The organism is Maritimibacter dapengensis (assembly GCF_019218265.1).
GTDB classification, from domain to species: domain Bacteria; phylum Pseudomonadota; class Alphaproteobacteria; order Rhodobacterales; family Rhodobacteraceae; genus Maritimibacter; species Maritimibacter dapengensis.
This window is the reverse complement of record NZ_JAHUZE010000001.1, coordinates 173365-188605: the sequence shown is the minus strand read 5'-3', so window position 1 is coordinate 188605 and position 15241 is coordinate 173365. Positions and strand designations below refer to the sequence as shown.

The following is a 15241-nucleotide window of genomic DNA, read 5'->3' as shown; positions in this document are numbered from 1 at the left end:
ATCATAGCGCATCTCATCCGTCCGCGCCTTGCACGGCATCAAATCTCGAGAACGATCTTTCCGATATGCTGACTGGATTCCATGCGGGCATGCGCATCGGATGCCTTTTCGAGCGGGAAGGTGCTGTCCATGATCGGCTTTACCCGGCCGGCATCGAGCAGCGGCCAGACCTTGTCGCGCAGTTCATCGGCGATCCTCGCCTTCGCCGCATCTGATTGCGGACGCAGGGTCGACCCTGTCACCGTGAGCCGCCGCGCCATGATCTGCGCGAAGTTCAACTCGGCTTTCGGGCCCGACAGGAACGCGATGTGAACCATCCGGCCTTCGTCCGCCAACGCCTGAATGTTGCGCGGTATGTAGTCGCCACCGACCATGTCGAGGATCAGGTTCGCACCGCCTTCACCTTTCACCACCTCAACGAAGTCCGCGTCGCGATAATTGATCGCCACGTCCGCCCCGAGATCACGGCAGACTTTGCACTTCTCCTCGGACCCGGCCGTCGTGAAAACGCGTGCGCCCAGAGTGTGAGCCAATTGGATCGCTGTCGTGCCGATGCCGGACGATCCCCCGTGAACGAGAAATCGCTCACCGGCCTGAAGGCCCCCGCGCATGAAGACGTTGGACCAGACCGTGTAATAGGTTTCCGGCAGACAGGCCGCCTGCTTCAGGTCCATGCCTTCGGGAATGCGCAGCGCATGCGCGGCTGGCGTCGTGACATATTCGGCATATCCGCCGCCCGGAAGCAGCGCGCAAACCTGATCGCCGACCGACCATTGGTCGACGCCCGGTCCGACCGCGACAACCTCGCCCGACCCTTCGAGCCCCGGAAGATCGCTCGCGGTCGGCGGCGGCGCATAGGCACCGGCACGTTGCAAGGCGTCAGGACGGTTCACACCGGCATAGGCGAGCTTGATCAAGATTTCACCTTGGCCCGGCGTCGGCACCGGCCGCTCCGTCAGCGTCAGCACTTCTGGCCCGCCGGGTTTCGAGATTTCGACGGCCCGCATCATGTCTGCAAGTGTCATGTCATTCTCCGGGGTTGTGCTGTCCGGGATATCCGTCGCGGGGCGCTCCCGGCGCGCGGATCATATCGAGGAAGCGACCGGGGCCGGCCATGAAAAGCTCATGCGCTTTCGTGCCGCGCACTTTGCCTTTCACTTCTTCGAATTTCATCACGTCGCCGATCCGGCGGTCGAGGAATGCCCATGTCGCCTCATCTCCGGGGCTTTCGTCTCCAAGCCAGAACAGCACGGTCGACGAATAGACCGCCGACAGGGTCGCGCGCTTGGTGTACCAGTTCACGTCTTGTGAGCTGTCGCCCAGCGTCTCCCAGATCAGACCCGCGGTCTCCCACAAGGCGCGGCTTCCATCTGCGGCGTTGAGAGGCAGCGCGAACAGCGCCATGCCACGCCGGACGAGTTCCTTGTCCGAAACCTCCAGACGGACCCGCACCGCGTGGGCGATCCGGTCACGGAACCGCATCTGGCTCAGGTCTTCGGCGTTGAGCCGCGCGACCATCTGCGCGTCGCCGCGCTTGTGATACGCGAACGCCATATCGACCGCGCCACGCGGGAAATAGGACCGCGCTTCGTCTTCTGGCATCCCGATGTCTTCGCAAGCCGCGCGCAATGCGGCGTCGCTCCATCCATCGAAGGGGACATGGGTTTGAACGGCGTCGAGAAGTGCGTCACTCTGTGTCATGTGGGGACAATGCCCCCGGCCCCGGATTGTTTCAAGCGAAACTGGACAAGCGGAACTATGCCCGTTATAAGGCCGCTTCCTGCAACTTTTTGCAACTCAAACCTAGAAAGGTGGTGACAACCACATGCAGGTATCGGTTCGCGATAACAACGTCGACCAGGCGCTCCGGGCACTGAAGAAAAAGCTTCAGCGCGAAGGTGTGTTCCGTGAGATGAAGCTTCGCCAGCACTTCGAGAAGCCCTCTGAAAAGAAGGCACGCGAGAAGGCTGAAGCCATCCGCCGCGCGCGCAAGCTCGCCCGCAAGAAAGCGCAACGTGAGGGTCTTCTCTAAGACCTGACCAATGCCGAAGAGTTCGCTCTTCACGTAGGCCCCCGATGCTCACGCTCGGGGGTTTGTCGTTTCCGGGCTTCGCTGTCCCGCATGAACGCCGAAATTGCCGATATGACCTCGTTCGGAGCGGTATGGGGCAGTCCATGGCCTGCATTACGCGCGACGTGATGGCGCGCATGGCGCGTCCAGAGCGTGAGCCGCCCGATCGCGGCCGGGGGGATCACCGCGTCGTTCTCTCCCCAGACCGCCAGAACCGGGACATCCGTCTTGCCCAGTTCGCGGTAAACGTCTTCGAAATCACGCAGCAGCGTCTTGCGATGCGAGGACAACACCGCACGCAGATAGCCGCGCCGCGCCGTCTCGGCACGCATCCTGCTATCTATATCGACGATCACGGTCGGACCGGCCGCATCGTTTCGCGCGGCACGCCGCAAGGCCCCAGCACCCAGCAAGCTCCAAAGCCAATTGCCGGGCAGCCAGGCGTTTCCGGCGGTTCGCAGCGGTTCTGGTGCCGTGTAGGCGAGACCGGCCGGCGCGAGAAGGATCACGCGATCCGTGCGGTCCGGGTGCTTGGTGGCGAACATCGACACGATCACGCCGCCCATCGAATACCCGAGCAGCGTCACGGGACCTTCGATGCCAAAATGATCGAGCACGTCGGTCAGTTGCCTCAAATGGAATTGCGGAGTCTGTGCGCCGGACACCGTGTCGGATCGCCCGCGCCCGTAGAGATCGTAGGACAGGACCTGGAAGCCCATCATTATGAGACCCCGGATCAGTCCTGCAAAAACCCACGAGGGTGTTGTCAGGCCGTGCACCAGAACGATGATGCTATCCGATGTCTTGCCGTGCCATTGGCACCAGGTCTCGCCGCCGGACAGCTTCACCAGCCCCGCCGAGATCACGCCCGGGTCGGGCATCGCATCGTGCCGCGCACGCATTTTCGAGACCGGATCACGGGTTTTTTCGCGCAGCCAGGGAAACAGAAGCAAAACCACGAGCAATACGACGGGAATGGTCCAGTTCATGATGGCCTGCCCTCGACTGTATTGGTTGCCCTTCTCCTGAGGTTAGCTCTGCCGTTTCGATCGCTCAAGAACCAAGCTATCCCGGGCATCAAATATATAACTATTGCTTTATATAACAAGTTTGATACATTTCTGATATGACCATCGATTCCAAAGACCTCGACCATGATGCCGCCTTTGCCGCCCTTGCCGATCCGACACGTCGGGCGATCCTGTCACGGCTGGCGGACGGCGAAGCGACGGTGAATGAGTTGGCCGAACCGTTCGACATAAGCCAGCCGGCGATCTCGCGGCATCTGAAGGTGCTCGAAGGCGCGGGGCTTATCACTCGGAGAGTGGACGGACAGCGCCGCCCCTGTCGGTTGGCGGGCGGCACGTTGGAGGAACTCGAGGCGTGGCTCGACATGCTGCGCCGCGCGTTGACGGCGAATTACAACCGGCTGGACGCGGTTCTGGCCGACGAAATGGCGAAACAGGATTTGAAGAAGGATTGAAAAGATGCCCAAGCCCCTGACATTCGAACTGGTCGGCGACACGCAAATTGTCGTCACCCGCGAATTCGACGCCCCGCCCGCACTGGTCTGGCGCGCGCATACCGAGCCGGAGCTGGTCGCGAAATGGCAAGCCGGCTTCGACGGCTGGGACCTCAAGGTAACTGAATTCGACTTTTCCGTCGGGGGTCGCTACCGTCTGGACTATTCAGGCCCGGACGATGCCACCATGAGCATTACCGGCACGTTTCTCGAAGTCGACGCGCCGTATCGGATCGTCCAGGAAGAAATCATGCTGATGCCGGACCCGACACCCGCAAACCACGTCGAGACCCGGTTCTCGGAGCAGGGCGCGGGGACCCGCATGGTGATGACGATGACGCTGCCCGACGCTGAAACGCGCAAGGCGATGATGGATACGGGTATGCTGGACGGGATGGAGTTCTCGTATCAAGCGCTCGACGCGCTGGAACTCGCATGACGAAGACCGCGGCGTGTGCGCCCGATCAGCGCCCCCGCCACGCGTCGAGGATGTATCGCGCGGTCATAAGGTCCAGATGCGCGCCGCCGCCGTTCTTGAAGAGCGTGATGTCCTCGCGCCGCCGCTCCGGCGGCGCGACCGCAATATCATAGAAATCGCCCTCGATATCGTCGGGAGCGATCACGCCGGCCTCGAGCGGGATTTTCAACTCTCCGATGTGGCCCATCGTGGTGTCTCGGCTGTCGACAAATACGCGCGACCGGGTCAACGCGGTGTCGTCGGCCTCGCGCATGTCGGGCCGAAATGCGCCGATCAGGTCGAGATGCTGACCCGGTTGCAGCCAATCCCCCTTCACGACCGGCACCCCACCCGAGGTCGCACAGGTCACGATATCGGCCCGTGCGATTGCCGCCGCGAGGTCCGGCACCGCCTGCGTATCTGGAAAATCGGCGGCGAGCGCTTCGGCCTTTTCCCCTGTCCGATTCCAAACAAGGAACCGGGCGTTCGGAAATCCCGCACCGTAGGCCTCGCGCAGCGAGCGGGCAACGGCACCCGACCCCACGATAAGGATGGTTTCGCTGTCGGGCCGGGCAAGCAACCGCGCACCCAGAAGACTATCGCCCGCTGTCTTCCACTTGGTCACGAGGTGAAAATCGACCAGCGCTTCGAGCGCGCCTGTGGCATCATCGAACAGACTGACGCCGCCATTCACCTGCGCGCGCCCTTGCGCGGGATTGCCCGGATAGATCGTGGCGGATTTCACGGCGAGCCCCATTCCGTCGATCCACGCCGCGCGTGAGAGAAGCGTGTCGTCGCCGCGGTAAAGGAACGTGTCTTCGACCTTCGCCCTGGGTGCCGCGTGTCCGGCGATCAGCGCATCCGTCAGGGCGATCCAATCCAATTGCGCCTCCGCTTCGGCCGGAACGATTTCAATGCTCATTGCGCCTCCTCCCGGGTCAGAAGCCCCGCTTCGACAAGCCGGTCTGCCCATCCCTGCGGCCCTTGGAACAGATGCGTCTGCCAGCCGCGCGCCTTGGCGGCGTCGATATTTTCCTGCCTGTCATCGGTGAAAAGCAGCGTCTCGGGTGCCAGACCACAATCGGCCTCGACCAATTCGTAGATACGCGCGTCAGGCTTGGTCACACCCATATGTCCTGAGATATAGCGCCTGTCGAACTCGGTCAGAAACCTGTCGCGGGTCTCGGAAAGCGCAAAGCTGTCGACGCCAAAATTTGACAGGGCAAAGACCGGAACACCCCGCGCCTTCAACGCCCGCAGAAGCCGCACCGAGTGGTCGATCACCGGCGACGCGAGGTCGAGCCAACGATCGTGCCACAGCATGATGGTATCGGCGAGGTCCGGATGCGCGGCCGCGGTCTCCTCCACCACGGCGCGGAAATCCTCGCCCCGGTCGAACCTTTCGGTCATCGCGTGCATGTCGACCGCATCGAAAAGCAAACGCCGGCGTGTCTCGCCAACCATCTCGTCGAGCCGGTCTTCCGGCTGCCAGGTGATCAGCACGTTGCCGATGTCGAAAAGCACAGCTTCGGGTCGGGGATGGCGTGTCGCTTCCATGAGCGGACCCTAGGGCGTCATGACGGCGAAAGAAACTAGCTCTTTGCCGTACGCGCACCGTGGTAGGTCACGATCGCCGCGATGTCTTCGGGAGCGGTTCGCTTGGGCAGGACCGCGCAGGCGTTCGCGCTGTCAGCGAAGACGGAGCCATCCGAAAAGAACGAGCTTGCCGTGACGAACACGACCAGCGCATCGGGATGGCGATAGGCCGCGTAATCCGCGACCGCCATGGCACCCGTGCCGGGCAGGTCGAGATCCGCAACGATCATGTCCACCGGCGAGGTCTCCAGAGCAGCGATGGCGGCACGATCGTCACAGGCCAATCTCACGTTTGCGCCGGCACGTTCGAGATGCCGCGCCCAGAGCGCTCCCAGTTCGGGGCTGGCCTCGACGATCAATACGTCCAAGGGAATCACTTGCTCCACGTCTTTCCACCACACGCCACGTTAGCTGCTCGCACGAAACATGTCTCTGCGCGCGATCAAGGTCCCGGCGCGACAATCGCCCGCAACACGCCCGATTGACCGGCCCATCGTTGCGCTTGCGCTCGATTTGCGGTTCAAGCGTGCCGAGAAGGAGCTGAAATGACCACTTGGATTACCGTCTGCGACACCTGCAAGTGCGACGACTGGGCCGCGCGCGAAGTCGACGAGACCGATGGCGCCATGCTCGCCGAGCGCGTCGAAGCTGCGGCACGCGGCACCAACCTGCGCGTGCGACGGACATCCTGCCTGATGGGGTGCGACCACAGCTGCAATGTCGCGGTGCAGGCAGCAGGCAAGCTCTGCTACACGCTGGGACGCTTTCAGCCGACGGAAGAAGCCGCGAACGGTATCGTCGAGTGGGCCGGTTACCACGCGGCGAGCGAGACCGGGCAAGTCCCCTACCGAACATGGCCGGTCGCGGTCAAAGGTCACTTCGTCACCCGCCATCCGCCCTTGCCCGGCGAGGACGAATGAACCCGCCCCGCGATCACGGTGGCGGGCTCGACGCTGCTCTGGCCCGCTTCGGCGGCACGCGTGGCCAATGGGTGGATCTGTCGACCGGAATCAACCCGATACCATTCGAGTTCCCGCCCCTGTCCCGCGACGCTTGGACATCGCTCCCGGATGCAATCGCAACCGAAGCACTCGTAGAAGCCGCGCGAGACTTCTGGACCGTGCCCGCCGGTGCCGCCGTCCTCGCGGCCCCCGGCGCATCCGCCCTGATCGCGAACATCCCGTCTCTCGTGCCACCCGGCCGTTTGCGGATCGCCGAACGGACCTACAACGAACATGAAGCCGCCTTTCGCACACAGGGCTGGACCGTGACGCATGGCGAAGAGGCGTCCGACGCGCGAGTCGTGGTCCACCCCAACAACCCGACCGGGTTGCCGTGGTCCGGCGCAGATGAGCCACCCGGTCGTGCGCTCATGGTTATCGACGAAAGCTTCTGCGACATCGCCCTCGGGGCGAGTCATGTCCGCTCCCGCGCGACCGAACCCGGCACTCTGATATTGAAGTCGCTGGGAAAATTCTGGGGATTGGCGGGGCTTCGCCTGGGCTTCGCGATCGGCGACCCGGAACTCGTCGAAAAACTCCGCGACGCCCTCGGCCCATGGCCCGTATCAGGCCCTGCACTCGAGATCGGGCACGCAGCGCTGTCGGACATGGAATGGGCCAACCGAACGAGACAGCGCCTTCACGTCGATGCAGCGCGCTTGGACGCGCTGATGCAGTCGAAAGGCGCCGAGGTCGCGGGCGGCACCGCCCTCTTTCGCCTCTACCGCGTCGATGACGCGCGGGTCTGGCAAGACAGGCTCGCGCGTGGCCATGTCTGGTCCCGGATCTTCCCGTATGAGAAAACCTGGCTGCGGTTGGGCCTCCCCCCCGATCATGGCTGGGAGAAACTCGAAGCGGCTCTGGCATGACCTTCGCGGCGATCCTCTGCATCGCAATGATCCTCGACGCGCTTCTGGGAGAACCTGAAACCCTCTGGGCCCGCGTGCCGCATCCCGCCGTCCTGATGGGACGCGCCGTCGGCTGGGTGGACGACAAGATGAACCACGGCAAAGGACGGGTCGTGACCGGCGCGCTTGCCCTGGTCGGGCTGATCGTTCTCGTGGCGGCTCTCGCCTTCGCTCTCGCGTCGCTGGGCTGGCTCGTCGAGACGATCTGCGCCGCAATTCTCCTCGCCCATCGCTCGCTCGTCGATCACGTCACGGACGTATCGGAAGAATTGGCCAATTCCACCGAAGCAGGTCGACGCGCAGTTGCCCGGATCGTGGGCCGCGACACCGCGGAGATGGATGACGGCGAGGTCGCGCGGGCCGCGATCGAAAGCGCCGCCGAGAATTTCTCGGACGGCGTGATCGCGCCCGCGTTCTGGTTCATCCTCTTCGGCCTCCCGGGTATGGCGGTCTACAAGCTCGTCAACACGGCCGACAGCATGATCGGTTATCGCACGCCTCGTCACGAGGCATTCGGCAAAGCCGCCGCAAGGCTCGACGACCTCATGAACTGGATCCCCGCGCGCATCACCGCCGTCCTGATTTTTCTCATCAACCACAGGCCGGGCGGCTGGACGTCGATCCGGCAGGATGCCCCTCGCCATCGCTCACCCAACGCCGGCTGGCCCGAAGCGGCGATGGCCGTGAGCCTCGATGTCGCGCTCGCAGGCCCACGCAGTTACGACGGCGCGATGCGCGACTTTCCTTTCGTGAACGAGACCGGCGAGCGGGAGTTGGGACCGAGCGATATCGAGCGGGCAATTTCCGTGCTCTGGCGAGCGTGGATCGCCGCTTTGGTCGCCGTATTCATCATCGCGGTTGTCTGGTGACGCGAGACTGCTAGGCTCTCGCCGACAATGTCCCGGAGGATCATATGAAGTCCAGTTTCGCCGCGTTCGCACTCATGCTCGCTGCCTCGCCGCTGTCGGCGCAGAACATCCCCGCCCCGCTCGTGGAATGCGGCGGTTCGTTTTCGAGTTTCGTTGGCCGCATGAAGGATCTCGCGGTCTCACGAGGCCATGACGCGGGCACGGTCAACCAGTTCTTCGCCTCGGCCCGGCAGGACGGGGCGACGCTGAATGCCGACCGTGGTCAGGGGATTTTCCAAAAGCCATTCATCGAGTTTTCGCGCGCCCTCATCTCATCGGGCCGCCTCCAGAATGGCCGTGCGAACCTTCAGAAATATTCCAGCACTTTCGACCGGATGGAACGCGACTATGGCGTAAGCCGCGGTGTCCTGGCGGCGTTCTGGGCGTTCGAAACCGATTACGGAGCCTTTCAGGGCGACTTCAACACCCTCAACTCTCTCATGACCCTCGGCCACGATTGTCGCCGTCCGGGCCTGTTCCAGCCGCAAATCCTCGCCGCTCTCGAGCTTTTCGAAGACGGTGATTTTTCGCCCACGGGAACGACGGGCGCATGGGCCGGTGAGATCGGGATGGTCCAGATGTTGCCGGAAGATATCATCACGAACGGCGTCGATGGCGACGGAGACGGGCATGTCCGGCTCAAGACATCGGCCCCCGATGCGCTCCTGTCCGGCGCAAACATGCTCAGATCCCTCGGGTGGCGTGCCAACGAGCCGTGGCTACAGGAAGTCGTGGTGCCGGATCAGATGGATTGGTCAAAATCCGGGATCGACGAGCAATATTCGTCCGCGGATTGGCAAGCGATGGGCGTGCGCGCACGTTCCGGGTCGCTCGCCAATCTCCCCGCGTCGCTTGTCCTGCCGCAGGGGCGCAAGGGCCCGGCGTTCCTCGCCTACCCGAACTTCAACGTCTATTTCGAGTGGAACCAAAGCTTCACCTATGTTCTGACCGCGGCCTACTTCGCCACCCGACTGGAGGGCGCAGATGTCTACGACGCAGGCAACCCGGAGCCGGGACTGTCAGGCGGCCAGATGAAACAGCTTCAGCAGAAATTGCAGAACCGGGGCTACAATGTCGGCGCGATCGACGGCATTCTGGGCGCAGGCACACGCGCGGCGGTTCAGGCCGTCCAGTCCGAACTGGGCCTACCGGCCGACGCCTGGCCGACCCCTGCACTTCTGAACGCGCTCTAGCCCGCCTTTCAACGACCCCCGGATCACCAGTTGATGTGGTCTTCGAACAGCACGATGCTGTCTGTCCACAATTCGACGAGCGCGTCGAAATCCCGGTGCGTGAGCCCGTCAATCGAGGTCGCAATGTCCATTTCGATCCGGGCCACATCGTCTTCGGTGAGGTAAGCGCGGATGAAACGGCGGTCGGAATTCCAAGCATTCAGCAATTCGAGATCGACAGATCCTTCGGTCCGATACCCGGAATAGAACTGCACCGCCTGACAATCCGCATTGTCGGTGCAATCATAAAAAAACAGGCTGAGCTTCTCGCCATCTACGCGATACTCGACCAGCGGATCACCCACGCTGTCCTCGGTCAGCCGGGCCGGATACCCACTCTCCTCGAAGTAATCCACGAAGCTTTGAGGATCGGAAGCGATCACCTTCGCCGCAGTCAAAGCGGTTTTTTGCGACTGCGCCAGTGCCGGCCCGACAAATATGACCAGCATGGTAACGAGGATTGAGCGAATGAACATTGCGATCTCCCTGACTGTTAACAGCAGCTTACGGAAAATCGCAGCGACGGCAAACCCGATCAGGCGACCATCTGTTCGGCTTTTTTAAGATCGACGCTGACCAGCTGGCTGACGCCCTGTTCCTGCATCGTGACCCCGAACAGCCGATCCATCCGCGACATGGTGACGGCGTGGTGCGTGATGATAAGGAAGCGCGTGTCGGTGCGGCGCGTCATCTCGTCCAGCAGATCGCAGAACCGGGTCACGTTCGCGTCGTCAAGCGGCGCGTCGACCTCGTCGAGCACACAGATCGGGGCCGGGTTGGCAAGGAACACTGCAAAGATCAAAGCGAGCGCGGTAAGGGTCTGTTCGCCCCCCGACAGAAGCGACAGGGTCGACAGCTTCTTGCCCGGTGGCTGACACATGATCTCCAGCCCGGCCTCGAGCGGGTCGTCGCTCTCGACCAGAACCAGATTGGCCTCGCCGCCGCCGAACAGGTGCGTGAACAGGGTGCCGAAATTCTCGTTCACCTGCTCGAACGCGGTCAGAAGCCGCTCGCGCCCCTCGCGGTTCAACGCGTTGATCCCGTGGCGCAGTTTGCCGATGGCTTCTTCAAGGTCGGACTTTTCGGCCACGAGCGTGTCGTGCTCTTCCTGCACCTCTTTCGCGTCCTCTTCCGCCCGCAGGTTCACAGCGCCCAGCGCGTCGCGCTGACGTTTGAGCCGGTTCACATCGTGTTCGATCGTTTCCGATGCCGGCATCTGGTCGGGCGTCACGTCAAGGTTTTCGAGCAGCGTTTCCGGGGTGGTTTCCATGTCATCGCGAATCCGTTCCGCTGCCAGCGTCACCGTTTCCTTCGCCGCATCCAGCCGCGCTTCGGCGCGTGCCCGCGCTTCACGCGCTTCACCGGCAAGGCGCTCACCTTCGCGTTCAGCGATCTGGGTTTCGCGCAACGTCGCCTCGGCGCTCGACAGCGCGTCCTGCGCCTTGGCCCGGCGCGCCTCGGATTCGCTGATCTGCCGCGCAAGCTCGTCGCGTTTCGCGGCAAGCTCTTCCGGCGCAGCCTTGGCGTCTTTGAGTTCGACTTCGGTCGCCTCCCGACGCTCGCCCAATTCCGCGATCCGCTTACCTGCGGTTTCCAGCCGGTGTTTCCAACCCGAGATTTCCTTGGTCACTTCCTGCGACCGTTTCACCCGCGCCTCGCCCTCGCGCCGCAACTCGTCATGGGCCGACCGTTTGGCCATCATCGTCATGCGGGCGGCTTCGACGGTGAGCTTGGTGTCCTCCACTTCGCCCCGCGCCTCGGCGAGATCCGGGAGGTCGGCGACCGCTTTCTCGGCTTCCTTCAGCCGCCCACGCGCATCGCGCGCCTCGTCTTCGTGCCGGGTCACAGCAAGCCCGAGGTTTTCGAGCTTGCCTTCCGAAATGTTGCGATCGGCCTCGGAGCGGGAAAGAGCGCGGTTCGCTTCGGCCACGGCGCGGTCGGCATCGCGGCGCTTTTCACGCGCGGCCTTGTCTTCCTCGGTCAGACGGACGAGTTCCGCGCGGAGCGCTTCATGCGCCTGCATGGCACCGTCGGCCCGCGCCTGAGCCCGCTCGAAATCGTGTTTTAGTTCCTCAAGTCGGTTGAGCTGCTGCAGGCGAAGGGCTGCGGCAGAAGGCGCATCCTCGGCCGCCACCCGGTACCCATCCCAGCGCCACAGGTCTCCCTCGGTGGTGACGAGCCGCTGACCGGGCTTGAGGAGCGGCTGCATCAAGCGCGCATCGCTCGCATCGACCAGCCCGACCTGGCTCATGCGACGGGCCAGCACATCGGGCACCTTGACCACGTCGGTCAGGGGCCGCGCCCCACCCGGAAGGGCCTGCGCCTCATCATAGGCCGGTAGCGACCGCCAGCCCGACACGCCCTCGGAATCGCTTGCAGGGGCGCGAAGATCGTCGGCGAGCGCGGCACCCAACGCGGCCTCGTACCCCTTTTCGACCTTCACGAGGTCGAGCACCTGCCCGCCCTCGGCCGTGTCTCGTTCGAGCAGCTTGGCGAGCGCCATGACCTCGGCCCGGAGCGCATTGACCTCGCCCTCGGCTTCCGACCGCTCGGCCCGCGCGTCGGCCTCGCGGCCCTGTGCCGTGCCGCGCGCTTCATCGGCGGCGACAAGCGCAGCCTCGGCCGCTTCTGCCGCTTCAGAAGCTTGTTTCTGCGCGTAATCCGCTTCCGAAAACGCGAGTTTCGCGGCATCCAGCGCCGCCTTGGCGGTCGTCACCGCCTCCCGCGCACGTACGGCCTCGCCCTCAGACTTGTCGAGCGTCGTCTTGCTGTCGTCCAATAGCCGGTGCGCCGACTGGTGCCGGGCGGCAAGCCGCGCCACGTCTTCGGTCAACTGGCTCAAAGCGTCCTCGCGCTCGCCCAAAACCCGTTTCGCATCCCGCGCAGCTTCGGACGCTTCCTCAAGCCGTTCGTCCTGCCCCTCCGATGCCTTGGCGAGTTCGGTGCGCTCCCATTCGAGCCGTTCGATCGTCTCGCCCGCATCCCGGTTCAGCGCCTCTTCGCGCTCGGCGTCATTGGTGAGTTGTTCGATCCGGCGCGTCAGGGTTTCGATCCGCTGAACCGCCTGCGTTTCCTGCTCTTCCAACTGGTCCCGCGACACCTGAAGCCGTTGCAGAACCGCCGCCGCAATTGCCTCTTCCTCACGAAGGGGCGGAAGCTTGTCCTCGGCCTCGCCGCGCGCCTTCGTGGCCGCGCGCGCGGCACCCTCGGCCTGCGCCGCCGCCTTGACCCTCTCGGTCAGCGTCTCGGAGGCCGCGAGCCGCGCCTCGTCCGCCTCTTTCCAACGGCGATAGAGCAACATGCCCTCAGACTTGCGAAGCTGCTCACCGATGTCGCGGTATCGCTGCGCCTGTTTGGCTTGGCGTGCAAGCTGGCTCAACTGGCTGGCTAGTTGCTCGATCACGTCATCGACGCGCTCAAGGTTCGTCTCGGTCGCCCTGAGCTTCAACTCCGCTTCGTGACGACGTTGGTAGAGACCGGAAATCCCCGCCGCCTCTTCAAGGATGCGACGCCGGTTCTTGGGCTTGGCGTTGATGAGTTCCGCGATCTGGCCCTGACGGACGAGCGCGGGCGAGTGTGCCCCGGTCGAGGCATCCGCGAACAGCATCTGCACGTCACGTGCCCGCACGTCCTTGCCGTTGACCTTGTAGGCGCTCCCGGCATCCCGCGTGATCCGGCGGACGATCTCAAGGATATCGCTGTCGTTGAACCCGGACGGGGCGAGGCGTTCGGAATTGTCGATCTGGATGATGACTTCTGCAAAATTGCGCGCGCCCCGGCCGGATGTGCCCGCGAAGATCACGTCCTCCATCCCGGCGCCGCGCATCGCCTTGGCGCGATTCTCGCCCATCACCCAGCGCAGCGCTTCGAGCAGGTTCGACTTGCCACACCCGTTTGGCCCCACGACCCCCGTCAGCCCGTCCGCGATCACCAGATCGGTCGGGTCCACGAAGCTCTTAAAGCCGTTCAGCTTGAGGCGATTGAAACGCAATGTCTGTCTGCTCGGATTGATTCCAATTCCCGCGATGATCCGGCTCCGCCCCGCATGAGTCAATCATCGGAAACACGATATGGCGGGTCCCCGCGACTTATCCACAAGATATTGTCGCAATCCTGACACAGGCTATCGTGATACGCTCGCAAGATGGACGTAGAATCAACCGTCAGAGCCTTCAACGATGCGATCACGCGTGCCGATATCGAGCGGTTATCGGGCCTCATCGCGCCGGAGCACAGGTTCATCGACCCGGCGGGGCAGATCGTCGACGGGCGCGAAGCGGTCGTCGCGGCCTGGCGCGGGTTCTTCCGCGACTTTCCCGGCTACAGAAACGTGTTCGAGGAGTTCCGTGTGAGCGGCAGCCATGCCGTGATGCGCGGCTATTCGGTTTCGGACGACTCGCGGCTCGACGGACCGGCACTCTGGCGCGCCGAGGTCATGGACCACCACCTGACGCTCTGGGCCGTTCATGAGGACACCCCCGAAAACAGGAAGAATCTGGGTTTCGCGTCGGGCTGAGCGTTCGGAATGTCGCAATCCATCTTGACCCGCCCGCCTCGACCGCGCGAAAGATGGTGGGCATGGTTCCCGCACCAGCGCCAAGCGCTGAGGGAGAATAGGGAATGCGGAGAGGTGATCCAAACCGGAGCCTTCAGCCGCAGCCGCCCCCGCGACTGTGACGCGGCGAGCGCCCGCCGGATACCACTGGGGCAACCCCCGGGAAGGTGGTCGGGCGCGTCGAGCCGCAGAGCCAGGAGACCTGCCATGTGAACGACACACCCACCCGTCGGGGAGACGGGCAACAAAGGGACAAGACACATGCATATCGAACCGGGCATCATGGATGCTGCTAAAATCACCCTGTCCTACGGCACGGGTGCCGCCGCTGCGGGCTACGCCGCGAAAACCGCTTGGGACATGGTGAAGACCTCGGGCATCGCCACGCTCGCACTGCGCTCCGGCATCGCGACCGCCGGTGCTTTCGTCTTCTTTCAAGTGCTGCCGCATTTCTCGGTCGGCGTGTCTGAAGTGCATTTCATCCTCGGCTCGACGCTGTTTCTGATGCTGGGCGCCGCCCCTGCCGCCATCGGTCTCGCCCTTGCACTTCTGGCACAAGGCATGCTGTTCGCCCCCACCGATCTTCCGCAGTACGGCGCGAACCTGACCACGCTCCTAGTCCCGCTCTTCGCGATGATGGCGCTGGCAAAAACGATCATCGCCCCCAAGACCGCTTATGTCGATCTGACCTATGGCCAGACGCTCAAGCTTTCCACCGCCTATCAGGGCGGCGTGGTCGCCTGGGTCGCGTTCTGGGCAATCTACGGCCAGGGCTTCGGCGCCGCGTCATCGGTCATGGCGTTCGGCTCGGCCTATATGCTGGTCGTCCTGATCGAACCGCTGGTGGATCTGGCTTGTCTCGCCGCCGCGAAATCGCTGCGTGACGCGAAGGCCGCTGGCATCTTCACCCCGCGCCTCTTCAACGCCTGATCCGGCTGACATCGCTATTTCGAAGCCGGGGGGCGATCCCCGGCTTCTCTGCGTTTTAGGA

17 protein-coding genes and 1 riboswitch are annotated in these 15241 nt (G+C 63.6%); of the genes, 9 read left to right on the top strand and 8 right to left on the bottom strand.

Translation table 11 applies throughout. The features are described from left to right. Positions 1-38 precede the first annotated feature (38 nt). Both KJP28_RS01010 and KJP28_RS01005 read right to left on the bottom strand, forming a co-directional pair. Positions 39-1025, bottom strand: a complete 987-nt coding sequence (locus tag KJP28_RS01010; RefSeq protein ID WP_218390372.1) for an NAD(P)H-quinone oxidoreductase — start codon at positions 1023-1025, stop codon at positions 39-41. A 1-nt stretch (position 1026) separates the two neighbouring features. Continuing rightward, positions 1027-1701, bottom strand: coding sequence for a COQ9 family protein (locus KJP28_RS01005; protein WP_218390371.1), 675 nt, complete (start codon positions 1699-1701; stop codon positions 1027-1029). 124 nt (positions 1702-1825) lie between these two features. On the opposite strand from KJP28_RS01005, the gene rpsU reads away from it, so the two are divergent. Beyond that, the gene (gene rpsU, locus KJP28_RS01000; protein ID WP_007818122.1) at positions 1826-2032 is read left to right on the top strand and encodes a 30S ribosomal protein S21; all 207 of its coding nucleotides are present in this window, start codon (positions 1826-1828) and stop codon (positions 2030-2032) included. 29 nt (positions 2033-2061) lie between these two features. Here rpsU and KJP28_RS00995 read toward each other — a convergent pair whose 3' ends face one another. Next, entirely contained in the window at positions 2062-3060 is a 999-nt protein-coding gene (locus KJP28_RS00995; protein WP_218390370.1) for an alpha/beta fold hydrolase, read from the bottom strand. Positions 3061-3197: 137 nt separating this feature from the next. On the opposite strand from KJP28_RS00995, the gene KJP28_RS00990 reads away from it, so the two are divergent. Both KJP28_RS00990 and KJP28_RS00985 read left to right on the top strand, forming a co-directional pair. Next, a complete protein-coding gene (locus KJP28_RS00990) occupies positions 3198-3554 on the top strand; it encodes an ArsR/SmtB family transcription factor (RefSeq protein ID WP_218390369.1) in 357 nt (118 codons plus the stop codon). A 4-nt stretch (positions 3555-3558) separates the two neighbouring features. Then, on the top strand, positions 3559-4032 hold the full coding sequence (locus KJP28_RS00985) for an SRPBCC domain-containing protein (protein ID WP_218390368.1): 474 nt from the start codon (positions 3559-3561) through the stop codon (positions 4030-4032). 25 nt (positions 4033-4057) lie between these two features. On the opposite strand, the gene KJP28_RS00980 is transcribed toward KJP28_RS00985, so the two are convergent. The 3 genes from KJP28_RS00980 to KJP28_RS00970 are packed head-to-tail and all read right to left on the bottom strand — an operon-like array spanning position 4058 to position 6023. Then, positions 4058-4972 (bottom strand): ornithine cyclodeaminase family protein, encoded by a 915-nt coding sequence (locus KJP28_RS00980; RefSeq protein WP_218390367.1) that lies wholly within the window; start codon positions 4970-4972, stop codon positions 4058-4060. After that, the gene (locus KJP28_RS00975) at positions 4969-5607 is read right to left on the bottom strand and encodes an HAD family hydrolase (RefSeq protein WP_218390366.1); all 639 of its coding nucleotides are present in this window, start codon (positions 5605-5607) and stop codon (positions 4969-4971) included. The genes KJP28_RS00980 and KJP28_RS00975 overlap by 4 nt, the downstream gene beginning before the upstream one ends. Positions 5608-5642: 35 nt before the next feature. Then, positions 5643-6023, bottom strand: a complete 381-nt coding sequence (locus tag KJP28_RS00970; protein WP_418887913.1) for a response regulator — start codon at positions 6021-6023, stop codon at positions 5643-5645. A gap of 168 nt (positions 6024-6191) precedes the next feature. Between KJP28_RS00970 and KJP28_RS00965 the strand changes: the two genes are divergently transcribed. The 4 genes from KJP28_RS00965 to KJP28_RS00950 are packed head-to-tail and all read left to right on the top strand — an operon-like array spanning position 6192 to position 9656. Continuing rightward, entirely contained in the window at positions 6192-6566 is a 375-nt protein-coding gene (locus tag KJP28_RS00965) for a DUF1636 family protein (protein ID WP_218390364.1), read from the top strand. Further along, the gene (locus KJP28_RS00960; RefSeq protein ID WP_218390363.1) at positions 6563-7516 is read left to right on the top strand and encodes a threonine-phosphate decarboxylase; all 954 of its coding nucleotides are present in this window, start codon (positions 6563-6565) and stop codon (positions 7514-7516) included. The genes KJP28_RS00965 and KJP28_RS00960 overlap by 4 nt, the downstream gene beginning before the upstream one ends. After that, positions 7513-8424 (top strand): adenosylcobinamide-phosphate synthase CbiB, encoded by a 912-nt coding sequence (cbiB, locus tag KJP28_RS00955; protein ID WP_218390362.1) that lies wholly within the window; start codon positions 7513-7515, stop codon positions 8422-8424. The genes KJP28_RS00960 and cbiB overlap by 4 nt, the downstream gene beginning before the upstream one ends. 44 nt (positions 8425-8468) lie before the next feature. Further along, on the top strand, positions 8469-9656 hold the full coding sequence (locus KJP28_RS00950; RefSeq protein ID WP_218390361.1) for a lytic murein transglycosylase: 1188 nt from the start codon (positions 8469-8471) through the stop codon (positions 9654-9656). Between the two features lie 23 nt (positions 9657-9679). On the opposite strand, the gene KJP28_RS00945 is transcribed toward KJP28_RS00950, so the two are convergent. Beyond that, positions 9680-10171, bottom strand: coding sequence for a YbjN domain-containing protein (locus tag KJP28_RS00945; protein WP_218390360.1), 492 nt, complete (start codon positions 10169-10171; stop codon positions 9680-9682). A gap of 59 nt (positions 10172-10230) precedes the next feature. Next, entirely contained in the window at positions 10231-13686 is a 3456-nt protein-coding gene (gene smc, locus KJP28_RS00940) for a chromosome segregation protein SMC (RefSeq protein ID WP_218390359.1), read from the bottom strand. Between the two features lie 153 nt (positions 13687-13839). Here smc and KJP28_RS00935 point away from each other — a divergent pair, with 153 nt between their 5' ends. Both KJP28_RS00935 and KJP28_RS00930 read left to right on the top strand, forming a co-directional pair. Beyond that, positions 13840-14211, top strand: a complete 372-nt coding sequence (locus tag KJP28_RS00935; protein ID WP_218390358.1) for a YybH family protein — start codon at positions 13840-13842, stop codon at positions 14209-14211. 46 nt (positions 14212-14257) lie between these two features. Next, positions 14258-14474: riboswitch (cobalamin riboswitch) on the top strand. Between the two features lie 37 nt (positions 14475-14511). Beyond that, positions 14512-15180 carry an energy-coupling factor ABC transporter permease gene (locus tag KJP28_RS00930; protein WP_218390357.1) on the top strand — a complete coding sequence of 223 codons (669 nt, stop codon included), beginning with the start codon at positions 14512-14514 and terminating at the stop codon, positions 15178-15180. Positions 15181-15241 lie beyond the last annotated feature (61 nt).